This window comes from Pseudomonas sp. 67(2021), assembly GCF_017491835.1.
In the GTDB taxonomy this organism is placed as follows: Bacteria; Pseudomonadota; Gammaproteobacteria; order Pseudomonadales; family Pseudomonadaceae; genus Aquipseudomonas; species Aquipseudomonas atacamensis.
Map to the genome: position 1 here is coordinate 288,407 of NZ_JAFGYL010000005.1, position 21,101 is coordinate 309,507.

Annotated in this window: 22 protein-coding genes and 1 tRNA gene; 16 read left to right on the forward strand and 7 right to left on the reverse strand. The window is 60.3% G+C overall.

Annotated features, from left to right (window positions below; all coding sequences use genetic code 11):
• The first annotated feature begins 5 nt into the window (after nucleotides 1-5).
• The 3 genes from pstB (at nucleotide 6) to J5M66_RS09785 (ending at nucleotide 2,200) form a co-directional block, all read left to right on the forward strand.
• A complete protein-coding gene (pstB, locus tag J5M66_RS09775; protein WP_016774591.1) occupies nucleotides 6-767 on the forward strand; it encodes a phosphate ABC transporter ATP-binding protein PstB in 762 nt (253 codons plus the stop codon).
• A 93-nt stretch (nucleotides 768-860) separates the two neighbouring features.
• Complete coding sequence (locus J5M66_RS09780) at nucleotides 861-1,559, forward strand: hypothetical protein (protein WP_122750811.1); 699 nt, start codon at nucleotides 861-863, stop codon at nucleotides 1,557-1,559.
• Nucleotides 1,559-2,200 (forward strand): hypothetical protein, encoded by a 642-nt coding sequence (locus J5M66_RS09785; protein WP_225926646.1) that lies wholly within the window; start codon nucleotides 1,559-1,561, stop codon nucleotides 2,198-2,200. The genes J5M66_RS09780 and J5M66_RS09785 overlap by 1 nt, the downstream gene beginning before the upstream one ends.
• Before the next feature lie 152 nt (nucleotides 2,201-2,352).
• On the opposite strand, the gene J5M66_RS09790 is transcribed toward J5M66_RS09785, so the two are convergent.
• Nucleotides 2,353-2,440 (reverse strand) — tRNA-Ser (locus J5M66_RS09790).
• Nucleotides 2,441-2,563: 123 nt separating this feature from the next.
• On the opposite strand from J5M66_RS09790, the gene J5M66_RS09795 reads away from it, so the two are divergent.
• Nucleotides 2,564-3,235 carry a Bax inhibitor-1/YccA family protein gene (locus J5M66_RS09795; protein WP_008006561.1) on the forward strand — a complete coding sequence of 224 codons (672 nt, stop codon included), beginning with the start codon at nucleotides 2,564-2,566 and terminating at the stop codon, nucleotides 3,233-3,235.
• Nucleotides 3,236-3,300: 65 nt separating this feature from the next.
• On the opposite strand, the gene J5M66_RS09800 is transcribed toward J5M66_RS09795, so the two are convergent.
• Both J5M66_RS09800 and J5M66_RS09805 read right to left on the reverse strand, forming a co-directional pair.
• Nucleotides 3,301-3,630 (reverse strand): YceK/YidQ family lipoprotein, encoded by a 330-nt coding sequence (locus J5M66_RS09800; protein ID WP_122610438.1) that lies wholly within the window; start codon nucleotides 3,628-3,630, stop codon nucleotides 3,301-3,303.
• A gap of 58 nt (nucleotides 3,631-3,688) precedes the next feature.
• Complete coding sequence (locus tag J5M66_RS09805; protein ID WP_056785725.1) at nucleotides 3,689-4,126, reverse strand: Lrp/AsnC family transcriptional regulator; 438 nt, start codon at nucleotides 4,124-4,126, stop codon at nucleotides 3,689-3,691.
• Nucleotides 4,127-4,274: 148 nt separating this feature from the next.
• Between J5M66_RS09805 and J5M66_RS09810 the strand changes: the two genes are divergently transcribed.
• On the forward strand, nucleotides 4,275-5,168 hold the full coding sequence (locus tag J5M66_RS09810) for a DMT family transporter (RefSeq protein ID WP_207807824.1): 894 nt from the start codon (nucleotides 4,275-4,277) through the stop codon (nucleotides 5,166-5,168).
• Nucleotides 5,169-5,171: 3 nt separating this feature from the next.
• On the opposite strand, the gene J5M66_RS09815 is transcribed toward J5M66_RS09810, so the two are convergent.
• The 4 genes from J5M66_RS09815 to J5M66_RS09830 form a co-directional block, all read right to left on the reverse strand.
• Nucleotides 5,172-6,221: an FUSC family protein gene (locus J5M66_RS09815; protein WP_207807823.1), complete on the reverse strand. Its 1,050-nt coding sequence runs from the start codon at nucleotides 6,219-6,221 to the stop codon at nucleotides 5,172-5,174.
• 48 nt (nucleotides 6,222-6,269) lie between these two features.
• The gene (locus J5M66_RS09820; RefSeq protein ID WP_016774598.1) at nucleotides 6,270-7,229 is read right to left on the reverse strand and encodes an HlyD family secretion protein; all 960 of its coding nucleotides are present in this window, start codon (nucleotides 7,227-7,229) and stop codon (nucleotides 6,270-6,272) included.
• A gap of 2 nt (nucleotides 7,230-7,231) precedes the next feature.
• Nucleotides 7,232-7,588, reverse strand: a complete 357-nt coding sequence (locus tag J5M66_RS09825) for a DUF3302 domain-containing protein (protein ID WP_110599509.1) — start codon at nucleotides 7,586-7,588, stop codon at nucleotides 7,232-7,234.
• Nucleotides 7,589-7,693: 105 nt separating this feature from the next.
• Nucleotides 7,694-9,319, reverse strand: a complete 1,626-nt coding sequence (locus J5M66_RS09830; RefSeq protein ID WP_207807822.1) for an NADP-dependent glyceraldehyde-3-phosphate dehydrogenase — start codon at nucleotides 9,317-9,319, stop codon at nucleotides 7,694-7,696.
• A gap of 351 nt (nucleotides 9,320-9,670) precedes the next feature.
• On the opposite strand from J5M66_RS09830, the gene J5M66_RS09835 reads away from it, so the two are divergent.
• From J5M66_RS09835 to J5M66_RS09885, 11 genes are all read left to right on the forward strand, one after another.
• Nucleotides 9,671-10,093, forward strand: coding sequence for a hypothetical protein (locus tag J5M66_RS09835; RefSeq protein WP_206420348.1), 423 nt, complete (start codon nucleotides 9,671-9,673; stop codon nucleotides 10,091-10,093).
• 287 nt (nucleotides 10,094-10,380) lie between these two features.
• Nucleotides 10,381-10,992, forward strand: a complete 612-nt coding sequence (locus J5M66_RS09840) for a transposase (protein WP_073474621.1) — start codon at nucleotides 10,381-10,383, stop codon at nucleotides 10,990-10,992.
• Between the two features lie 54 nt (nucleotides 10,993-11,046).
• Nucleotides 11,047-12,645 (forward strand): ShlB/FhaC/HecB family hemolysin secretion/activation protein, encoded by a 1,599-nt coding sequence (locus tag J5M66_RS09845; RefSeq protein ID WP_016774602.1) that lies wholly within the window; start codon nucleotides 11,047-11,049, stop codon nucleotides 12,643-12,645.
• A 12-nt stretch (nucleotides 12,646-12,657) separates the two neighbouring features.
• Nucleotides 12,658-14,457 (forward strand): MotA/TolQ/ExbB proton channel family protein, encoded by a 1,800-nt coding sequence (locus J5M66_RS09850; protein ID WP_207807821.1) that lies wholly within the window; start codon nucleotides 12,658-12,660, stop codon nucleotides 14,455-14,457.
• Nucleotides 14,458-14,468: 11 nt separating this feature from the next.
• The gene (locus tag J5M66_RS09855; RefSeq protein WP_003201710.1) at nucleotides 14,469-14,894 is read left to right on the forward strand and encodes a biopolymer transporter ExbD; all 426 of its coding nucleotides are present in this window, start codon (nucleotides 14,469-14,471) and stop codon (nucleotides 14,892-14,894) included.
• Between the two features lie 3 nt (nucleotides 14,895-14,897).
• Nucleotides 14,898-15,602: an energy transducer TonB gene (locus tag J5M66_RS09860; protein ID WP_207807820.1), complete on the forward strand. Its 705-nt coding sequence runs from the start codon at nucleotides 14,898-14,900 to the stop codon at nucleotides 15,600-15,602.
• A gap of 39 nt (nucleotides 15,603-15,641) precedes the next feature.
• Nucleotides 15,642-17,339: a putative porin gene (locus tag J5M66_RS09865; RefSeq protein WP_024012852.1), complete on the forward strand. Its 1,698-nt coding sequence runs from the start codon at nucleotides 15,642-15,644 to the stop codon at nucleotides 17,337-17,339.
• An 18-nt stretch (nucleotides 17,340-17,357) separates the two neighbouring features.
• Nucleotides 17,358-17,987 (forward strand): DNA repair protein, encoded by a 630-nt coding sequence (locus J5M66_RS09870; RefSeq protein WP_110599522.1) that lies wholly within the window; start codon nucleotides 17,358-17,360, stop codon nucleotides 17,985-17,987.
• A 17-nt stretch (nucleotides 17,988-18,004) separates the two neighbouring features.
• The gene (locus J5M66_RS09875; protein WP_207807819.1) at nucleotides 18,005-18,475 is read left to right on the forward strand and encodes a YbjN domain-containing protein; all 471 of its coding nucleotides are present in this window, start codon (nucleotides 18,005-18,007) and stop codon (nucleotides 18,473-18,475) included.
• Nucleotides 18,472-19,419, forward strand: coding sequence for a peptidylprolyl isomerase (locus J5M66_RS09880; protein WP_207807818.1), 948 nt, complete (start codon nucleotides 18,472-18,474; stop codon nucleotides 19,417-19,419). Before J5M66_RS09875 ends, J5M66_RS09880 begins: the two co-directional genes overlap by 4 nt.
• A 167-nt stretch (nucleotides 19,420-19,586) precedes the next feature.
• Entirely contained in the window at nucleotides 19,587-20,567 is a 981-nt protein-coding gene (locus tag J5M66_RS09885; RefSeq protein ID WP_207807817.1) for a LysR family transcriptional regulator, read from the forward strand.
• The last annotated feature ends 534 nt before the right edge of the window (nucleotides 20,568-21,101 follow it).

Below are 21,101 nucleotides of genomic sequence, written 5' to 3' on the forward strand. Positions count from 1 at the left end.
TAGTCATGGACTGCAAACTGGACAAGATTTTCTACGGCAACTTCATGGCAGTACGTGACAGCCACGTGCCCATCGAGAAAAACAAGATCACCGGATTCATCGGTCCCTCAGGCTGCGGCAAAAGTACCGTGCTGCGCAGCCTCAACCGGATGAACGATCTGGTGAAGGGCTTTCGTTTCGAGGGCCATGTGCATTTCCTCGGGCAGGATGTCTATGGCAAGGGCGTCGACCCGGTGGTCGTGCGCCGCTACATCGGCATGGTGTTTCAACAGCCCAACCCGTTCTCGATGAGCATCTTCGACAACGTGGCGTTTGGTCTTCGCCTCAATCGCTACAAGGGCGATATCGGCGACCGGGTCAAGCATGCGCTGCAAGGCGCCGCGCTGTGGGACGAAGTCAAGGACAAGCTCAAGGTCAGCGGCCTGTCGCTCTCCGGTGGCCAGCAACAACGCCTGTGTATCGCCCGGGCAATCGCCACTGAGCCGGAAGTCCTGCTGCTGGATGAACCTTGTTCGGCACTCGACCCGATCGCCACCCGACGCGTCGAAGAATTGATGGTCGAGTTGAAGAAGGACTACACCATCGCACTGGTGACCCACAACATGCAGCAAGCCATCCGTGTTGCTGACACCACGGCGTTTTTCTCGGTGGATATTTCCCAGGGCACACGCACCGGTTATCTGGTCGAAATGGGGCCGACCGCGCAGATCTTCGACAACCCGCGTGAACAGATGACCGGCGATTACATCAGCGGCAAGTTCAGCTGAGCCTTGCCACCGGTCACGGCCGCCTACCTGCACAAGCCAAATGGATTTGGCGGGCATCGGTGGACATTTACCAAGCGTTTCCAAGGAGCTCCAATGCCTGCCACGCATCGCCTTGATTTGCCTGCGATTGAACGCGCACTGCGGAAAGTGCAGAGCCGTTTCGCCGAGCTCAGCCGGCACTTCACCGAGCCCCGAGACCCGTTGACTGATGAAGTGCTGCACAACGTGCTTGAAGGCTATGCGTTGGTTGACGAGTATGTTGCCCGCGGCGTCGACCTGTTCGATCTGCAGCAACTGAACCTGATGCTGGAGATCAATGCCACAGTGCTTTGTGGCCGGGATCCAGCGCGCCGGCTGGAATACGCTCAGCATCTGTCAGCCACCGAGGCGCATTTCTTCAACAACGTCGAGGGCGGCATCAAGGACTTGTACAACTGGTATTGCGCTTATCGCAGTGAGTCAGTCTGGAAGCGTGCAGCGGGTGTCTATGTGCGCATTCTGAGCAAGCCGCAGCTGTTTATCGAAGGCAACAACCGCAGTGGCTCGCTGATTGTCAGCTACCTGCTCATGCGGGCAGGGCTGCCTCCATTCGTGTTGACCCTGGAAAATGCCGAGGGCTATTTCAACCCGTCCTCGGTCATCCGCAACTCCGCCAAACATGGCGTCAAGGCGTTGTACGAATTGCCCAAGATCAAGAAAAAATATGCAGCATTCCTGGAAGAACAGGCGCCCGATCCAATGAAATTCTTTCTCAAAGGCAAGCCTTTGCCTCTCTCTCAGGGTGGCCATTGATGAACTGGGCACCAGCATTTGCCAGATTGAGAACCTTCGGCAGCCGGGCAGGGCAGGCTATCCGCTGCGCTTTGCCGCAGTTGTTCGAACGTCAGCGCATACGGATTTCGTTCGATATCGATGACACGCTCGCTTGCCAGCTTCATCACTGCGCAGTCGAGAACAGTCGACTACCGGCCTGTATTCATCGTTGGCTGGGTGAACCGTTGCGGATGGGCACACGATCGCTGATCCGAGAGCTGCGCCGCCAGGATTGCAGTGTCTGGGTCTACACCTCATCCGGGCGCACGCCGTCCTATATCAGGCGTTGGTTGGCGCTTTATGGCATCCGCGTCGACGGCGTGGTCAACAGCGTACTGCACAACCGTGCCCTCACGGCGCACGGGATGTCGAACGCGCCTTCCAAGTATCCGCCAGCGTTCGATATCGACTTGCATGTTGATGATTCGGAGGGCGTGCAGATTGAAGGCAAGGATCATGGCTTCCGGGTGGTCGTGGTGCATCCCGAGGATGATCGCTGGGCGCAGAAAGTGCTGGATTCGGTGGCCAAGGTCCAGGCGCAGCTCGCCTGGCAGCAAATGCTCAGACCTCAGGCGCCGGTGCAACAGCGTGCGGAGGCTGTCTTTGAGTCGCTTGGCTGAGGGAGTACGCATTGGCTATCTGGACAGCAGCGCCTCAGGTGTACGAGGCACTGCTGAGAAATGACTCAATAGATGCGCAAACGCGGCTGCGCAAAACATGTCTCGCAGAAACGACAAAGCCCTGAATAATCAGGGCTTTGTCGTACATAAGATGGCGGAGGCGATGGGATTCGAACTCATGGACCTGTTACAGTCGACGGTTTTCAAGACCGTTGCCTTAAACCACTCGGCCACACCTCCGTTTGCGTTGCGGGCGCCATAATACCTGAATGAAACACACTGTCAAACTCTCTGCATGGCTTGTTACAGAGCGTCTGTTATGATCTTTGCGACTGAACGTTTCAAACCAACAGGAGTGTCGCCATGCGCGAACAGGATTACGCAGTTAATAACAGCGTGCAGGCTGAGCAGCTAGAGGTTAGCCGCGTCCTGCGCAACACTTATGGTCTCTTGGCTCTGACCCTCGCATTCAGCGGCGTGATGGCCTTCGTAGCCCAGCAGATGCGTGTCGGCTACCCGAACATTTTCGTGGTGCTGATCGGCTTCTACGGGCTGTTCTTCCTCACCAACAAACTCCGTGATTCCGCGTGGGGCCTGGTGTCCGCCTTCGCGTTGACCGGTTTCATGGGTTTCCTGCTCGGCCCGATCCTCAACCGTTACCTGGGCATGCAGGGCGGCGCTGAAGTGGTCAGCTCGGCTTTCGCCATGACCGCACTGGTGTTCGGTGGTCTGTCGGCCTACGTGCTGATCACCCGCAAGGACATGAGCTTCCTCGGTGGCTTCATCACTGCCGGTTTCTTTGTCCTGCTGGGCGCTACGCTGGCGAGCTTCTTCTTCCAGATCAGCGGCCTGCAACTGGCGATCAGCGCCGGCTTCGTGCTGTTCTCGTCGGTCTGCATTCTGTTCCAGACCAGCGCGATCATCCACGGCGGCGAGCGCAACTACATCATGGCGACCATCAGCCTGTATGTATCGATCTACAACCTGTTCGTCAGCCTGTTGCAACTGTTCGGCATCATGAGCCGCGACGACTGATCGTAATGGCTGCAATAAAAAACCCGCTTCGGCGGGTTTTTTATCGTCTGGAGAAAAGTGTCTGCTCAGTTGATGACGATGCTGCCGTCCACTTGCTGACGGTAGATCGTGTAGGGCAGGAGCAAGGTGTCGAGCGCGCCGGAGACCACGGCGTCCACCAGCACCACCGGAATGGCCGCGTTGCGGTGATCATCGGGATCGATGCCTGAGGCCAGCGGAGCGTTCAGCGTGCAGAAGTCATAAGCGAGGCCGCTGTAGATTCTCGGTACCGCGCCGCAATAACTTTTCTGCTGCTTGAGCCCGTCAATGGCAGCCTGGTCGTCGCGCGCCACCGTCTGAATCGTGCCACAGCCGCCGAGCAGCATGCCGGCCAGCAGTATTGCCTGAATTTTCATAGCGCCATTCCTTAGCCGCGAAAAACCCCAATCTACCCTGATCATTGGTAAAAGACACCTACGCCATCGGTGGCAGGCGTCGCTTGACCGGGGTCTTCTTGACGATCGCGGTGTTGGTTTCAGCCAACGTATTCAGTCGGTCGAGCAGGGTATCGAGCTGTTCCATCGAGCGCACGTGCAGGCGGGCGATAAAGCAGTCGTCACCGGTGACCTTGTCGCACTCGGTGAACTCCGGAATCGACATGATCTGCCGCTCAACCTCCTGCAGTTGCCCTGGCAGCGGCCGTACGCGAACGATCGCCTGCAACTGATAGCCGAAGCATTTCGGATCAATCTCCACCGTGTAGCCCTTGAGCACGCCGCGTTCTTCCAGCCGCCGCAACCGCTCGGCCACGCTGGGCGATGAAAGGCCGCTGATCTGCGCCAGCGCTTTGAGCGAGCGCCGCGAGTCTTCCATCAGCGCGCTGATAAGTATCTGATCGATATCGTCAGTCACAGGCAAACTCCGAATTAGGCAAAGGGCGCAAATCACCCTCGATAAAAAAGGCGCAAACCAAGTTTAGCCTGCTTTATGCGCTGGAGCAGCCCGAGGTGCGCTTGGCATACTTTTGCCACGCTTCGCTCACAGCCTCAGGAGAACAATAATGGACAACACAATCCGCCGCGGCTCGCTGGAAATGACCGCCGCCATGCTGATATCCGGGACGATCGGCTGGTTTGTGCTGGTGTCCGGGCAACCGGTGCTTGACGTGGTGTTCTGGCGCTGCGTGTTCGGCGCCGGCACGTTGCTGTTGGTCTGCGCCGCGTTCGGATTCCTGCGTCCGGGGATTCTGACCCGCACAACGTTTCTGCTGGCGGTGCTCAGTGGCATGGCGATTGTCGGCAATTGGGTGCTGCTGTTCGCATCCTATTCTCGCGCCTCGATTGCCATCGGCACCGCAGTCTATAACGTGCAGCCATTCATGCTGGTCGGTCTGGCGGCACTGTTTCTCGGCGAGAAAATTACCCTGCAGAAGCTGTTCTGGCTGGCGATTTCGTTCATGGGCATGCTGGCGATCGTCAGCGCCCATGGCACGCAAGGTGAGGAGGGTAACGATTACTTGATGGGGATTGCCCTGGCGTTGGGCGCCGCCTTTCTGTATGCGATCGCGGCACTGATCATCAAGCGCCTGACCGGCACGCCGCCGCACCTGATCGCGCTGATTCAAGTCTGCACCGGGGTGTTGTTGCTCGCGCCGTTCGCGCATTTCGATGCGTTGCCGCAAGGCGTCGATGCCTGGGCGAGTCTGCTGACTCTCGGGATCGTGCACACCGGTCTGATGTACGTTTTGCTGTACGGCGCGATTCAAAAATTGCCGACGGCATTGACCGGCGCGCTGTCCTTTATCTATCCGATCGCGGCAATCTTTGTTGACTGGTTCGCCTTCGGCCATCGCCTCGAATTGCTGCAGTGGATAGGCGTTGCAGCGATCCTGCTGGCCGCCGCCGGCATGCAACAAGGTTGGGGCTGGAAAACCCGGCGGCTGGCGGCGCAATAAAGATCAGATATTCCAGCGCGGTGCGGTTGCTGCCAGGCGCTGGCGCATCTCGCTGATATTGGCGGCGAGTTGTCGGGTCAACATCCGGTAGCCGTCGAGCGTGTTGGCGACCGGCGCATCAAGGTCCGCTGCTGGCAGCTCCATCGGCCGCTCCAGCCGTTGCGAGGCCCCGGTTTTCAACGCGCGAGCCATGCCGATCAGCTGCACACGAATCTGCCGGTGCTCAGCCTTCAGCGCCGTTTGCAAATGGGCTGTGGCCTGCGGGTTGCTGGCATTGGGACGGATATTGCCGAGGATCTCCAGCGTGCTGATGCACATGCGCAGGTTGCGCTGAATGGCGTCGAGCTCGGTCATGGAAATCTTCACTTCCTTGGACACTGATGGCATCAGCGAGCGCAGCTGCACCATCACCGCACCCACCTTGCTCATCAGCCGCACATGCTCGTCGGCGCTGACCGCTTCACCGTTGATGATGCGCCCGTACACCGTGGCGCAATCGCGCAAGGCATCGGCGAGGTTGTAACGCCACGAGTAGACCGCGTACAGCGGCAGGGCGAAGGAAAACGCCAGGGCGAGGGCGATGCCGATCAGGATGTCGACGCCGCGCCACAGACCATCGGTGATCGGGTTGTCGCCATGCCCGGCGACGATGAACACCGTGATCGCCGAGAGCAGGGCGGTGTAGCCGCCCTTGCCAATCGCGTGATACGAGAAAAAACCGCACACCACAGCCATGGAAAAGTAGGTCAGCCACGGCAGGCCCAGCCATGCATGTTGCGCCACCAGTGCCAACCCGACCCCTGCACCGATCAAGGTACCAATGGCGCGCTCGGCGGCTTTTTTGCCGATATTGCCGTGATGCTGCAAACCGCCGATGACCACCAGCATGGTCACTGACGCCCATTCGCCGTGGGGCAGATTGATGCCAGTGGTCAGCAGAATCGTCGCCAACAATCCCAAGGCCACCCGCACGGAATGGATCAGTCGGGCGTGACGGTAGCGCCGATACGGGTCCAGTAACGGACGCAGGATACGGCGCAACAGCGGTGGCATGCGGTGGGTGCTGTAAGTAGTCAGTGCGAACCTCGTGAGTCAGTCAAATCAATGGAAGGGGAAAATGTAATTCATCCAGGCGGACATGCGCAGCAGGATTTTGCGCATCGCGCCGATGTGATGAAAGTGCTGACTGTAAAGCGCCGCTTGCCCGTACGCGCCGCCCGGCATGAGCGCGCTGTATTCGGCGAACGCCGGGTCAGTGATTTCAATGATCACCGGCACGCGTCCGGCCGGTGGCGAACCGGTGTAGCTGATCAGGGTACCGGAAGGTTGCACCTGGCCCTCGGCGATCACCCCGATGACACTTTTCACCCGACCGGCGAAGACCTTGCCGGGAATGCCATCGAAGGCGACTTCGGCCTCGTCGCCCACGGTCAGACGCAGCAGGCTGTTCTGACGCATCCAAGCGGCGAAGTACTGACCTTCCTGCGGAATAAACACCATTGACGGGCGCAGCGGCAGCTTGCTCGCCATCATCCCCGGTCGCAGCGAAACGTGGGTGACGAAGCCTTTGCTCGGCGCTCGAACCACGGTGTTGTCCAGTTCAAATTGAGCGTTGTCCAGTTGCGCCTGCAGATCGTCGGTGCGGGCAATGGCCGCGTCCAGTTCACGCTGGGTGCCGAAGTTGCGGCGTATCAGTTCGGTGATGCGGTAGCGGTCGCCCTTGGCTGCAACCAGTTGCGCCTTGAGCGATTTCAAGCGGTTCTGGAAAGGCGTGGGATCGATGCGGAACAGCACGTCGCCTTTTTCCAGGGGTTCGTTGCCCTTAACCGGCACGTCGATCACCTGGCCACTGATGATCGGAATGACCGGGACCGAGACAAAGTAGGAGCGCGCCACCTCGGAATAGGGATGGTTGTAGTTCATGGTGAAAATCAGCGCGCCGATGATCAGCACGCCACCCAGGACAGCGGTGGGCACCGTCCATTTATTCAGCGGAATGCGGAAGATCTTGAAGATGGCGACGCAGAGTGCGGCGTACGTGAGGATGAGCAACAGATCCATGCTCAGATCCCCCGGCTGTCAGAGTGAGGCGCAACCGGCGACTGCGCTTCGAGCCGCTCGATCCGGGCTTGCAGCTCGACGACCTGCTGCTCCAGTTGATTGACGTGATTCTGGATGGGTTTGCCATCGCCGAAACCCCAACCGCGATCCTCGCGATAAGCCATCGCCCAAATCCACAGAAACGGCCAGAGTGCATGCAAGGTGAACAGACTGACCCAGCCCGTGGCATGGATTGCGTCCTGGTGCGGGTGGTTGCGATGAACGGCGATTTCGTACGGAATGTCATGCAGCACGATGATCCCGTAAAACAGCACGAGACCGACAAAAACCAACAGACCCAATGCGAAGTAATCGAGCATGGTCAGCCTCCCGGGCATCCAGCAATGCTGGGCTGAGTGTAGTCACTGAATCGCCCGGGGGGGGCTGACGGATCGGCAGGATCGTTCAATCCTGCCGATCATCCGTCAAAAGATGTAATCGGTGGTCAGGAAACTCGAATCACGCCCGCGAATGATCTCGCTGATCAGGTCCTTGTTGCTCTCCTGGAACTTGGTCGCCACCAGCGTCCGAATCGAAAACACTCGCAAGGCATCGTGAACCGAGAGCGTGCCTTCGGCGGAGTTTTTGCGGCCATTGAACGGGTAAGTGTCCGGGCCGCGCTGGCACTGGGCGTTGAGGTTGATCCGCCCGACCTGATTGGCGAAAGTGTCGACCAGCCGGCCGACCGCCACCGGGTTGGTGCCGAAGATGCTCAACTGCTGGCCGAAATCGGATTCCAGCACATAGTCAATCACGGTATCGAGGTGGCGGTACGGCACGATGGGCACGACCGGGCCGAACTGTTCTTCCTGATACACGCGCATTTGCGGATTCACCGGATACAGCACTGCCGGGTAGAAGAACGAGGCGTGGGACTCGCCACCATTCGGGTTGACCACCTGGGCGCCTTTGCTTTGCGCATCCGCGACCAGCCCGTGCAGATAATCGACCTTGCCCGACTCCGGCAGCGGCGTCAGCGCCACGCCGCTGTCCCACGGCATGCCCGGTTTGAGCGTGGCCAGTCTGGCATTGAATTTCTCGATGAAGCTGTCGACCACGTCTTCATGCACGAAGAGGATTTTCAGTGCGGTGCAGCGCTGACCATTGAACGACAGCGAGCCGGTGACCGCTTCGCTGACTGCATTGTCGAGATCGACTTCGGGCAAAACGATGCCCGGGTTCTTGGCGTCCAGACCCAGAGCCGCGCGCAAGCGGTGTGGTTTCGGGTGCAGCTTTTTCAGGTCACTGGCAGCCTTGTTGGTGCCGATGAAGGCAAAGATGTCGATCTTGCCGCTGGCCATCAAAGCGCTGACGGTCTCGCGGCCGCTGCCGTAGATGACGTTGATCACGCCGCTCGGGAAGCTGTCGCGGAAGGCTTCGAGCAACGGGCGAATCAGCAGCACGCCGAGCTTGGCCGGTTTGAACACCACGGTGTTACCCATGATCAGTGCCGGAATCAGCGTGGTGAAGGTTTCGTTCAGCGGATAGTTGTAAGGCCCCATGCACAAGGCGACGCCGAGTGGCACGCGGCGGATCTGGCCGAGGGTGTCCTGCTCCAGCTCGAAACGGCTGGAGCGGCGGTCGAGTTCTTTCAGGGCATTGATGGTGTCGACGATGTAATCGCAGGTGCGGTCGAACTCTTTTTCCGAGTCCTTGAGGTTCTTGCCGATCTCCCACATCAGCAGCTTGACCACGGCCTCGCGCTGCTCGCGCATGCGGCCGAGGAATGCTTCGACGTGCTGGATGCGCTCGGCCACGCGCATGGTCGGCCACAGGCCTTGGCCGCGATCGTAAGCGCGAACGGCAGCGTCGAGGGCGGTGAGCGCGGTGTCGGCATCCAGCAGCGGCGTGCTGCCGAGGATCACCTGTTCTTCGCCGTTTTCGCTTTTCAGATAAACCGGGCTGCGCACCTGCGCGAGCGGGCCGTCCCAGCGGCGCAATTGACCATCGACCAGATATTCACGCTGCTCGACCTGAGCGTCGAGGCGATATTTTTCCGGGATGTCGCTGACCGAAGGGAACAGGTTGCCAATGATGTTTGCTGTGGTCATGTCACTACCCTGTGTTGAAGTCGGCGTGCCGATTGAAAGTCTTGTGAAGGTTATACGCCTGAACGGGCCGGGATTTAACCCCGTGAATGTCGTTCGCACGTCACGCAAATGTCCAGCTCAAAGGGCAGTAAGAGCGGCAGTTTTTCGGTGGTTCGGACATGAATCCGCGCCGGATATGGCAGCAACTGAGGGGCCGTTTCACATTTTCAAGTGCAGGTCTACTGTCATGTTTGACAGTAGACCTGCTACAGGAGCCGGCGTATCAATCGCAATGGCCGTGATAGCCGCGGCTCATTCCCATATTGTTCATTTACTGAATGACCAAGCTTTCTCTTGTCGGAGGAATTCATAATGGCGACTAATACAAAATCAGCTACGAAGGGCCTTTTCAAAGTGCGTACCGATCAGCGAAGCGACGTTAGGGCTGATGTACTTTCGTTTGAAGATTCGGGTACTGGCTATAAGGTCTCCTTCAACGAAGGGGTTGGGGGCATCATGGAACAAAAGACGTATTTTGTGTTGGGGTTTCCTGACAAATCACCTTCTGGTAACTACGATGTCAAACAACTGACGGAGGCTATATACAAGGAATGGTCCGAATATCACAGTTACGATTATGCCGCCAAATCAGGCTTCGTTACTGTTTCGTATTCAGACTCCCCTCGCACAACCGAAGGAAAATTCGATATCGATATGGAGTTGCAAGGTAACCCTGTTCCACCCGGACCAAGACATTTGAAAGTTAGCGGAACGTTCAATTTGCAAAGAACCTGATGTGGCAGGGCTGCGGGTTTCAATCCAGTATCAAGTCCCACGCGTAAGCGTTATAAGGCGCTGCGCCGACTGTAGTAGTCAGTGACTCGGCGTAGCGCCATTCGCATACCTCTTCTTTCTCTCAATAATCAATTTGCTCCGTATTCTTCGCAATCACTCGTTTAAATGAAGCTTTTATGACAAAAGTTCGGTAGCCCTTTGCCAGTCCGGTCATGCCTGTGTAACGCGCTTGAGGGGCCTTTCGGGGCGTACTTTGCAAGCCGAGGCGGGACGCCGGGAGTGAGGCAATGGGGACTATGGAACGCTATTCGAAAGTGGGCATGCAGGAGCTCGATCAACGCCTGTCGAAGATCGTCGAAGCCGCGCGCAAGAAGCCGGTTTCGGTGTATCGCTACGGCGCGCCGTGGGTCTGGATCGTCTCGCAGGAGGACTGGCAGGGCGCTCTGAAAGAAGTGTCCAGCTACATTCCGCCGGGCCATTCGCTGGTGTTGCTGCGCCCGCAGATCGACGATCTGCTCGACGCCCACCAGGACCTGCTGCACGACCTCAATGCCGCACCCGGCATGCTCATTCCCGCGCAGACGGTGATGCACATCCTGCTCCTGCAATTGCTGTATTCGGTGCCCAGCGAACAGCAGCTCTATGAACAGCTGAACTACAACCTGCTGTTCCGCTGGTTTGTCGGCCTCGGCCTGAACCAGAAAGTCTGGAGTTTCACCGCCCTCAGCCGTGACATCGCCACGCTGCTCAACGAGCCGCGCGCGGTGCTGCTGATTCAGAAAATCATCGGCGAAGTGTTCTGCGGTGCCTTGCTGCAAATGCCCGAGTTCTCGCTGAACTTTGCGCTGTTGCACACCTGGCTGGGCAAGCACGCCTGCGCCACAACGATCAGCAATTGACGCAGCACACCGGGCGCTAACGCCCACAGGTCATCGCGAATTTCAGGGGGTAATGTGGAACGGATTTTCACGTCACGGCTGGCGCTGTGGGGCTGGCTGCTGGTGACGGCGGGCGCGCAGCCGGCGCTGGCCGAGGAGGGCACAGAAGCGCCCGCCGCGCAGCGACTGGTCGACGTCAACGAATACTTCGTGCGCGGCAATACCGTGCTTGATGCGCGGGCGATCGAAGAAGCGGTGTACCCGTTCCTCGGCCCGCAGAAAGCCTTGAGCGACATCGAAGGCGCCCGCGATGCGCTGCAGAAGGCCTATCAGGAACGCGGCTATCAATCGGTGTTTGTCGAGCTGCCCGAGCAGGCCGTGGCCGATGGCATCGTCTATCTGCAAGTCAGCGAAACCAAGGTCGGCCGGGTGCGCGTGGTCGGCGCCAAACATTATTCGCCGCTGGATATCCGCGACAACGTCCCGGCGCTGAAAGAAGGCGAGGTGCCGGACTTTGCCAAAGTCCAGGGCGAACTCGCGCAGCTCAACAAGACCCCCGGTCGCCAGGTCATGCCGCTGGTGCGCGAAGGTCAGCGCCCCGGCACCATGGATGTCGACTTGCAGGTCGAAGACCAGAACCCGTGGACGGCCAGCGTGGGCCTCAATAACGATTACAGTGCCGACACCGAAAAGCTGCGCAGCGTCACCAGTCTCGGTTACAACAACCTCTGGCAGCTCGGCCACAGCGTCAACCTGACGTTCTTCACCGCGCCGCAGGAAACCGACAACGCCAAGGTCTGGTCCGGGTCCTACACCGCGCCGCTGAGCGAGCGCTGGAGCGTGCAGTTCTCCGGTTACCAGTCCGACAGCAACGTCGCCACCATCGGCGGCAGCAACGTGCTCGGCAAGGGTCACAGCTACGGCGTCGCGGCGATCTACACGTTGCCCTCGAGCGGCAATTGGTCGAACTCGTTGTCGGCCGGCATCGACTTCAAGGACTTCGACGAGCGCCTGAGCCTGTCCGGCGAAAGCGACAAGGTACCGCTGAAATACGCGCCGTTCACCTTCGCCTACAACGGCTTTCGCTACAGCGAAAAGAGCCAGCTCGGCCTCGGCCTGAGTCTGGTTGCCGCGACCCGCAGCGTGTTCGGCTACGGCAGCGACGACGAAGACTTCGACTACAAACGTTATCGCGCCAAACCGAGTTTCGCCGTGCTCAAGGGCGACACCAACTTCACCTGGACTTTCGACAGCGACTGGCAGAGCGCAAGTAAAGCCGCATTCCAACTCGCCTCGGGGCCGCTGGTTTCCAACGAACAATTCTCCGCCGGTGGCGCCACCTCCGTGCGCGGCTATCTCGCGGCTGAACGTACCGCCGATGACGGCTATTTGCTCAGCCAGGAATTGCGCACACCGTCGCTGGCGAAATTCGCCGGCACGTGGATGCAGGACTGGCGCTTCTATGCCTTCGCCGAAGGCGCGCAGTTGTACTTGCGCGACGAACTGCCGGATCAGGACGCCAATTACGCCCTGGCCAGCGTCGGCCTCGGCACCCGCGCCAGCCTCAGTAAATGGCTATCCGGCAGCCTCGACTGGGGCTACCCGCTACTCGAAGGGCCGAACACCTCAAAGCAGGAATCGCGCCTGCACTTCAACCTCCAAGCCACTTTCTAACGGAGCACGTCCATGCAACGCCTTCTCCTTTCGTTGTTGATCTGCCTGGGCTTCGTGCTCCCGGCCACGGCTCAGGCCTGGTGGCAGGACGATTGGCATTACCGCAAACAGATTGCCGTCGACACCACGCCACAAGGCGCGGCGATCAATCAGGCCCTCGGCCGCACCGCGCTGCTGGTGCGCCTGCACACCGGCAACTTCACCTTCGACGGCGTGAAAGAGGACGGCTCCGATCTGCGCTTCGTCGCGGCGGATGACAAAACCGTGCTCAACCACCAGATCGAAAGTTTCGATGCGCTGATGGGGATGGCGCTGATCTGGGTCGATGTGCCGAATGTCGAGGGTGGTCAGCGTCAGGACATCTGGATGTATTACGGCAACCAGAAAGCCCCGGCTACCGGCAACGGGCAACTCACTTTCGATCCGAATTACACCGCGCTGTATCACTTCGACGGTGCCACCGGCACCCCGGCGAAAGACACCACGGCGTACGGCAACACCGCGCAAAGCGCGACCGGCACAGCGATCGATGGCGTCGTCGGGCGCGCCTTGCAGTTCAGCGGCCAGCCGTTGTTGCTGCCAGCCAGTCCGTCGCTGCAACACAACGCCGGCAGCGCGTTCACCTTCAGTGCCTGGCTGCGTCTGGATCAGGCGAGTGGCGAGCAAGTGATACTGGCGCGTCGCGAAGGCACGCAAAGTCTGCTGATTGGCGTCAGCCAAGGCCTGCCGTTCGTAGAGATCGACGGCCAGCGCGCCGCTGCCACCCAAGCGCTGGCGCCGGGGCAATGGCAACACCTCGCACTGACCGCCGAGGGCTCGAAAGTCACCCTGTACATCAACGGTCGCGAAAGCGCTGCGTTGGCTCAGGCGATGCCGGCGTTCAACTCGGTCATGGCCATCGGCACCGATCTGCAGGAAGGCGCGTTCCAGCCATTCGCTGGCGCAATTGATGAGCTGCGCCTGTCGAAAGTCGCCCGTCCGGCCGCGCTGTTGCTGGCCGATGCCACCTCGCAAGGCGCCGAGTCGAAACTGGTGGCTTACGGCGTCGATGAAGAACAATCCGGGTTTGGCTTCGGTAGCCTCGGCTTCCTGCTCAACGCGGTGCCAGTCGACGCCTGGGTGATCATCGCCGTGCTGGTGCTGATGATGTTCCAGTCGTGGATCATCATGTTGCGCAAGAACCGCAGCCTCAGTCGCGTCACCGCTGCCAACGAAGACTTTCGCGTGCAATTCGCCAAGGTCGGCACGCGTCTGGAAATGTTCGCCGACGATGCGCAACTGGCTCAGCGTCTGCAGCATTCGTCGCTGTGGCGCCTGTACCTGGTGGCGGTCAAAGAGATCCGTACCCGTCGTGAGCAGGGCGCCGATACCTCCTCGGTTTCAGCGGCAACCATCGAAGCCATCCGCTGCTCGATGGACGGCGTGCGCACCCGCGAAAACCAGCAGCTCAGCTCGAAACTCTCGACCCTGTCCAACGCCATCGCCGGCGGTCCGTATATCGGCCTGCTAGGCACGGTGCTGGGGATCATGGTGGTGTTCCTCGGTACGGCAATGGCCGGCGACGTCAACATCAACGCCATCGCTCCCGGTATGGCCGCCGCGCTGCTGGCCACGGCGATGGGCCTGTTCGTCGCGATCCCCGCGCTGTTTGGCTACAACCGCCTGATCACCCGCAACAAGGAAGTCAGCGCCGACATGCGTGTGTTCGTCGACGAGTTCATCACCCGTCTGGCGGAGATGCACGGCGAGAGCCAGTTCAGTGAGGCGTCGCACCAGCGCGGCCATCACGCCAACCACTCCGTACCGGCCTGAGGAGCACTGCCATGGCGTCCGTAAATGCCTCCCACGACGATGATGACGATGCCGCGGTCGACAGCATCAACATCACTCCGCTGGTCGATGTGCTGATGGTGGTGCTGGTGATGTTCATCCTCACCGCCACCGCGCAGGTCTCCGGGATCCAGATCAACCTGCCCAAGGCCAGCGCGTCGGTGTCGCTGTCGGAAGCCAAGACCAAGGCGATCTCGGTCAACGACGGCGGCCAGGTGTTCCTCGATGCCTATCCGGTCACTTTGGCCGAGCTGGAAGAGCGCCTGCGCATCGAGAAAGCACAGAGCCCGGATTTTCCGGTGATCGTGCGCGGCGATGCGACGGTGCAGTACCAGAAAGTCATCGAAGTGCTCGACCTGCTGCGTCGGCTCGAACTGTCCCAGGTCGGTCTTGTTACCGGCAAACCGAGTCAGGGCTGAGTCATGACCGCACAACTCCCGATCGAACCGCCGCCCGTGAAAAAGTCGCCGTTGCGCTATGTGAAGTGGGGCGCCGGACTGCTGGTCTCCGCGCTCGCCGCGTGGTTCCTCTGGCAGTGGGCCAACGACATGGCTGGCGTGCGCCGCGAAGCGCCGAAAGTGCCGACAATCATTCCGTTGCCGCCACCGCCACCACCGCCGCCGGAGAAACCGCCAGAGCCGGAAACGCCGGTGGAAGAAAAAGTCGTCGAGCCCGAGCCAACGCCGGAGCCGGAGGAGGTCAAGCCTGAAGAAGAGGCGCCGCCATCGCCGGCGGACGATCTGGCCAACCCGATGCAAATGGACGGTGACGCGCAGGCCGGCAGCGACGCTTTCAACATCGGCGCAGGCAAGGGCGGCGGCATGGCCGGTGCCGGCGGCGGGCGTTTGGGTACGGGCACGTACAGCCAGTTTCTCGCGTTCACTTTCCAGCGTTTGCTGCGCGAGAACCCCGAGCTGCGCAACCTCGCATTCTCGCTGCAGGCCGACGTCTGGCTGAGCAGCGTCGGCGAGATCACCCGCGTCGAGCTGATCAAGTCCAGCGGCAACCCGCAAATCGATACCCAGGTGCTGGCCGCTTTACGCGGTGCGCCAGCCCTCAGCGAACGGCCTCCGGCCTCCATCACTTTGCCCGTGCGCTTGTCCCTGCAAGGGCGGCGTCCGGGTTAATTCACTTATTCAAGCTTCGGCAAAAGGAGTTGTGTGCAGATGATTTCCAACGTGAATCGATTGTCCCTGGCGGTCGGCATGGTCATTGCGACCCTGGTCGGTCAGGCCGTGGCAGCGCCTGCGCCGTCGGAGAATGCCACGATCAATCTGATCCGCTTGCTGGTCGAGCAGGGCATTCTCAAACAGGACAAGGCTGACGCGCTGATCGCCCAAGCGCAGAACGAAGCGGCGCAGGCGAAACAGGCCGCCGCGTCCACCGCGGTCGCGGCCGGGCCGGTCGCCGCGCCGGGCGATGTGCGTGTGCAGTACGTGCCGGCAGCGGTGCGTGACCAGATCCGCGATCAGGTCAAAGCCGAGGTCATGGCCACCGCCAAACAGGAAAACTGGGCCGCGCCGAATACCTTCCCGGACTGGGCCTCGCGCATCAGTTTCGACGGCGACATTCGCCTGCGTGACGAATCGCGTTACTACTCGGGCAACAACAGCAACGAAATTGTCGACTTCGCCAAGCTCAACAACAATGGCCCGTACGACGTAAATCCCAACAGCAGCACCAGCCTGCCGCCGTTGCTCAACACCCGCGAAGACCGCGAAAACCTCTTTCGCCTGCGCGCACGCCTGGGCATGAAAGCGGTGATTTCGGAGGAATGGACCGCCGGCATTCGCATCGGCACCGGTTCGGACAACAACCCGGTATCGACCACGCAGAACCTCGGCGGCGGCTTCGCCAAGAAGGACATCTGGCTCGATCAGGGCTACCTGACCTGGAAGCCAATGGACGAATTGACCCTGACCGGCGGGCGCTTCGCCAACCCGTTCATGTCCACCGACATGCTCTATTCCAACGACCTGAATTTCGACGGCGTAGCGGCGATCTTCGACCACAAGCTCAACCGCGATTGGGGCGTGTTCGGCACCGTCGGCGCTTTCCCGGTGGATTACACCAACGACACCTCCAGCAGCAACGGTTTCGACAAGGAAGAGAGCGACAACAAGTGGCTGTACGGCGCTCAGCTCGGCGCGAAATGGGCGATCAACAGCAACAACCGCCTAAAAGGTGCGCTGGCCTATTACCGCTTCGACGACATTCAGGGCCAGCGCTCCAGCCCCTGCGAACCGTGGGCCGGCGCGCCGGGCTGCGACAGCGACGGTACCCGTGCGGCGTTCATGCAGAAGGGCAACAGCGTGTTTCTGCTGCGTGACATCACGCCGAACCCGCTCAACCCGAGCGCCACGCCGCAGCCGCAATTCGTCGGTCTCGCCTCCGAGTTTAACCTGCTCGATCTCAACGTGGTCTGGGATGCCGACCTGCCGCAGGACTTCAAACTGCGCAGCCAGGGCAACTACATCCACAACCTCAGCTACGACGAAGGCGACATGCGCAAGCGTTCCGCCGGGCAGATCGTCAACAACCTCGACAGCAACGGCGAGATCGAAAGCGGCGCCAATGCATGGATGGTGCAGTTCACCCTCGGCAACGCACTGGACCTCAAGCGCAAGGGCGACTGGAACCTGTTCGCCGGCTACAAGTACATCCAGCCGGACGCCTTGCCCGACGGCTTCAACGACTCGTCGTTCCACCTCGGCGGCACCAACGCCAAGGGCTATTTCATGGGCGGCAACTACGGCCTGGCGAAGAACGTTTCCGCCACGGGTCGCTGGATGAGCACCGAAGCGGTGTACGGCGCGCCGTTCGACATCGACGTCTTGCAGCTTGAGATCAACACGCGCTTCTAAGGCGCCGGGAGAGCTTTTATGAACACGCGTTTTCTCGCGCTGGGCCTGGGTTTGTTGATTGCCACCGGGGCGAACGGCGAAGGCATGGAAGAACGCTTGCGCACGCAACTGCGCAGCACCACCCAGCAATTGCAGGCCCTGCAAAGCCAACAGGCCCAGGCCAGCGCCGCACAACTGGCGGCGCAGAACGAAGCCAAGGCAGCGCAAGCGCAGATCAAGCAGCTGACTGCCGAACTGGCCAAAGCCAAAGGTCTTGCCGAGCAACTGGCCGGGCAACAACAGAGCCTGCACAGCCAGGCGCAGGCGCAAGTCGCGGCCAGTGCCGAGCAGACCGGCAAGTTCAAAAAAGCCTATGACGAATTGCTGGTCCTCGCTCGTGGCAAAGAAGCCGAACGCACGAAGCTGCAAGCGCAACTGGCGGAACGTGACACACAAGTGCAGCAATGTTCAGCCAAGAATCAGCAAATGTACGGCGTCGCCAAACAGATCCTCACGGCCTACGAAAACATCGACGTCGCCGAAGTGATGAAGATCCGCCAGCCCTTCGCTGGCAGCGCCCGGGTCAAGTTCGATGAACTGGCCCAGGGCTTCGGCGACGAGCTGTACAAAACCCAATTCGACGCGCCGCAAGCGGCGATCGCTCACTGATAGCAAGGAAGAAAGCCATGACTCAATTGATCACCCACGTTTCCCCGCAATCGCTGACCGACGTTCTGCAAGCCGCCGGTTACCGCGTCAACCAGAGCGAACAGAACGGCATCGTCCAGTTGCTCAGCGCCAGTCAGGGCATCGGCTACGCCGTGCGGTTCGGCAACCCGGCGATGGAGCAGGGCGGGTTCGTTGATTTCACTTTCAGCTGTGCGCTGCGCGTGCAGGGTGAGTTGCCTGAGGGAGTCGCAGAGCAGTGGAATGCTACTCGACGTTTTGCACGGTTGTCGTTGCAGGGTGAGTTTCTGGTCATGGAGATGGACGTGGTCGTGGCTGCTGGCGTGAGCAACGAGCACCTGCGCGGCAATTTGGAATTGTGGGATCGCCTGTTGCAGGAATTCATCGTTTACCTGCGCGATTTCAGCCAGACCACTGCTGTGCAAACCGCCAAATCGGCTATCGCCGAACAAGAGGAAGTCGCACTGTGAAGAAGCCTGTCATGGTGATCGGCGCCGGAGCGGTGGCGCTGTTGGTGGTGGCCGTGGCACTGGTGCTGCGGCCGGGCAGTGATCCGGTCGCCGCCCAGCAGCCGTCGCCGGTGATGGCGGTTGCAGCCGGGCCAGCGGTCGCGCGGTTGGGCAATCAGCAGGTTTCGCCAGAGGAATTGCAGGCGCTGCTGGCCACTGTCCCGGCGCAAACCAGCGAACAACTGCGCGGCAACCGTGAGGCGCTGGAACGCTGGATTCGTACGCGGCTGGCGGAAAAAGCCGTGCTGGAACAGGCCGATGCGCAGGGGTGGGCGCAGCGTCCGGACGTCGCCCGGCAGACCCGTGCTGCGACTGAGCAGATCGTGTTTCGTGATTATTTGCGCTCGGTGAGTCAGGTGCCGGCGGATTATCCGAGCGCGGCCGAGTTGCAGCAGGCGTACGACGCGGGGAAGGCCAATTGGCAGACGCCGGCGCTGTATCGGGTCAGTCAGATTTTTCTCTCTGTCAGTGATGCTTCTAATGCGGAAACAGTGCGCAAGCAAGCAGTTGAGTTGAGCAAGAAAGCCCAGTCAGCGCCGGGCGACTTTGCCGCGTTGGCTACGCAATATTCGCAGGATCGAGTGACGGCAGAGCGGGGCGGTGATACCGGCCTGCAACCGTTGCAACAACTGGTGCCGGAAGTACGGGGCGCCGTGGCGCGCCTCAAGGTGGGCGCCGTGTCTGATCCGGTGCAAAGCGCCGCCGGTTTCCACGTGATCAAACTCACCGAACAGCAACCGGCTCGCACCGCGACGCTGGAGGAACTGCGCGACCAACTGACCCAGGCCCTGCGCGCACAACGCCAGGAACAGATCGCCCAGGCTTATCTGGACGGCATGCTCAACACCGCCACCCTGAGCATCGACGGCGCTGAACTGAACAAAATCCTCGAGGAAAAACACTGACGTCAGCCAGAACACCATTCACCCCAGTGGGAGCGAGCCTGCTCGCGAATGCGGCGGGTCAGTCAGCGAAGATGTTGAATGTGCTAACGCTTTCGCGAGCAGGCTCGCTCCCACAATGAGATCCGGTGTATTCAGAGCAACCACATTAGATCGACAGGGAGTCATCAATGTCATTCACCGAACCCGCAGGACGCGACGCCGCCAGCGTTTACCTTTCGCCGCGAGACAACTCCGAACCCTGGCTCAACCAGGCCGCGACCATCGACAGCGAAGTCGCCCGATACTTCCTCGTCAGCGCCCGCTGCGGTTGCTTCATGCAAGCCGCGCGCAGCCTCAATGTGCGCTCGACGCTGCTGCGCAAACAACTCGCGCAACTCGAACAACAACTGCAACACAGCCTGTTCAGCTTCCAGGGCAGCGCCCTAACGCTCACCCGCGAAGGCCAACAGTTGCAGGCCCGACTCAGCACCCTGGCCCACCAACGCAAACTCCCGGTCATCGAACAACCACTGATCCGCCTCGCCATCGCCGAATCCATCCTCCACGACATTCTCGGCCGCGACCTCATCGCACTGCTGCGGCGCAACGCCAGCCTGCGTCTGGAAATTATTGCTCTGGATAGCAAACTGGCCTTGCGTGCGGTCAGCGCCGACATTGTCCTCTGGCTGGCGCCCAGCGATGCTTCAAACCCTGGTCCCACCTTCGCCACAAGCGCACCGCAACACCTCGCGCGAATTGAATATCTGCCGCACATTGCCAAGCGCTATTCGAGGGTGACAGCGCGACCGGAAACGCCGGAAGATCTGGCGGACTTCATGCTGGTGCAGTGGCAGCATGATCGGCGAGTTGAGAGTTTTCGGCAGTGGAATGAACTGGTCGAACAACGGTTAGCTGGAGTGGTGCAGATGCAGTCCTATGAATTGATGCTCGAGATGATTCGCTGCAGCGCCTGCATTGGCTTACTGCCGGCATACATGAGCCGCTTCGACCGTGGCCTAATCGCATTGCCCGGATTATTCGCCGAACCGATGCAGCTCCATGCTTGGCTCGCCGTCAACACCGACTCGCAAAACTGCCCCGAAATCCAAGCCCTCATCGACCTCATCCAGCAAACCTTCAACGAACGCCACGAATGGTTCCAGCCTTGACCCGCCCCTCCTGTAGGAGTGAGCCTACTCGCGAAAGCAATCCGCCAGTCGAAGCCAAAGTGACTGACAAACCGCATTCGCGAGCAGGCTCGCTCCCACAAGAATCTTCACTGCTTACGCGTTGATCGTTCCCACGCTCCGCGTGGGAATGCAGCCTGGGACGCTCTGCGTCCCCCCAGAGCTGGAACGCGGAGCGTCCCTTGAGGCATTCCCACGCAGAGCGTGGGGACGATCATCAACTGCACCCGTACCGCATCAACAGTGGGAGCAAGCCTGCTCGCGAAAGCAACCCGCCAGTCGAAGCCACAGTGACTGACAAACCGCTTTCGCCAGCAGGCTCGCTCCCACAGGAATCTTCATTGCTTACACGTTGATCGTTCCCACGCTCCGCGTGGGAATGCAGCCCGGGACGCTCTGCGTCCCCCCAGAGCTGGAACGCGGAGCGTCCCTTGAGGCATTCCCACGCAGAGCGTGGGGACGATCATCAACTGCACCCGTACCGCATCAACAGTGGGAGCAAGCCTGCTCGCGAAT

Excerpts from the sequence above, each read along its gene's own strand:
- pstB (WP_016774591.1), top strand. The coding sequence starts at position 6 with ATGGACTGCAAACTGGACAAGATTTTCTACGGCAACTTCATGGCAGTA.
- J5M66_RS09780 (WP_122750811.1), top strand. The coding sequence starts at position 861 with ATGCCTGCCACGCATCGCCTTGATTTGCCTGCGATTGAACGCGCACTG.
- J5M66_RS09785 (WP_225926646.1), top strand. The coding sequence starts at position 1,559 with ATGAACTGGGCACCAGCATTTGCCAGATTGAGAACCTTCGGCAGCCGG.
- J5M66_RS09795 (WP_008006561.1), top strand. The coding sequence starts at position 2,564 with ATGCGCGAACAGGATTACGCAGTTAATAACAGCGTGCAGGCTGAGCAG.
- J5M66_RS09800 (WP_122610438.1), bottom strand. The coding sequence starts at position 3,630 with ATGAAAATTCAGGCAATACTGCTGGCCGGCATGCTGCTCGGCGGCTGT.
- J5M66_RS09810 (WP_207807824.1), top strand. The coding sequence starts at position 4,275 with ATGGACAACACAATCCGCCGCGGCTCGCTGGAAATGACCGCCGCCATG.
- J5M66_RS09815 (WP_207807823.1), bottom strand. The coding sequence starts at position 6,221 with ATGCCACCGCTGTTGCGCCGTATCCTGCGTCCGTTACTGGACCCGTAT.
- J5M66_RS09820 (WP_016774598.1), bottom strand. The coding sequence starts at position 7,229 with ATGGATCTGTTGCTCATCCTCACGTACGCCGCACTCTGCGTCGCCATC.
- J5M66_RS09825 (WP_110599509.1), bottom strand. The coding sequence starts at position 7,588 with ATGCTCGATTACTTCGCATTGGGTCTGTTGGTTTTTGTCGGTCTCGTG.
- J5M66_RS09830 (WP_207807822.1), bottom strand. The coding sequence starts at position 9,319 with ATGACCACAGCAAACATCATTGGCAACCTGTTCCCTTCGGTCAGCGAC.
- J5M66_RS09835 (WP_206420348.1), top strand. The coding sequence starts at position 9,671 with ATGGCGACTAATACAAAATCAGCTACGAAGGGCCTTTTCAAAGTGCGT.
- J5M66_RS09840 (WP_073474621.1), top strand. The coding sequence starts at position 10,381 with ATGGGGACTATGGAACGCTATTCGAAAGTGGGCATGCAGGAGCTCGAT.
- J5M66_RS09850 (WP_207807821.1), top strand. The coding sequence starts at position 12,658 with ATGCAACGCCTTCTCCTTTCGTTGTTGATCTGCCTGGGCTTCGTGCTC.
- J5M66_RS09855 (WP_003201710.1), top strand. The coding sequence starts at position 14,469 with ATGGCGTCCGTAAATGCCTCCCACGACGATGATGACGATGCCGCGGTC.
- J5M66_RS09860 (WP_207807820.1), top strand. The coding sequence starts at position 14,898 with ATGACCGCACAACTCCCGATCGAACCGCCGCCCGTGAAAAAGTCGCCG.
- J5M66_RS09865 (WP_024012852.1), top strand. The coding sequence starts at position 15,642 with ATGATTTCCAACGTGAATCGATTGTCCCTGGCGGTCGGCATGGTCATT.
- J5M66_RS09870 (WP_110599522.1), top strand. The coding sequence starts at position 17,358 with ATGAACACGCGTTTTCTCGCGCTGGGCCTGGGTTTGTTGATTGCCACC.
- J5M66_RS09875 (WP_207807819.1), top strand. The coding sequence starts at position 18,005 with ATGACTCAATTGATCACCCACGTTTCCCCGCAATCGCTGACCGACGTT.
- J5M66_RS09885 (WP_207807817.1), top strand. The coding sequence starts at position 19,587 with ATGTCATTCACCGAACCCGCAGGACGCGACGCCGCCAGCGTTTACCTT.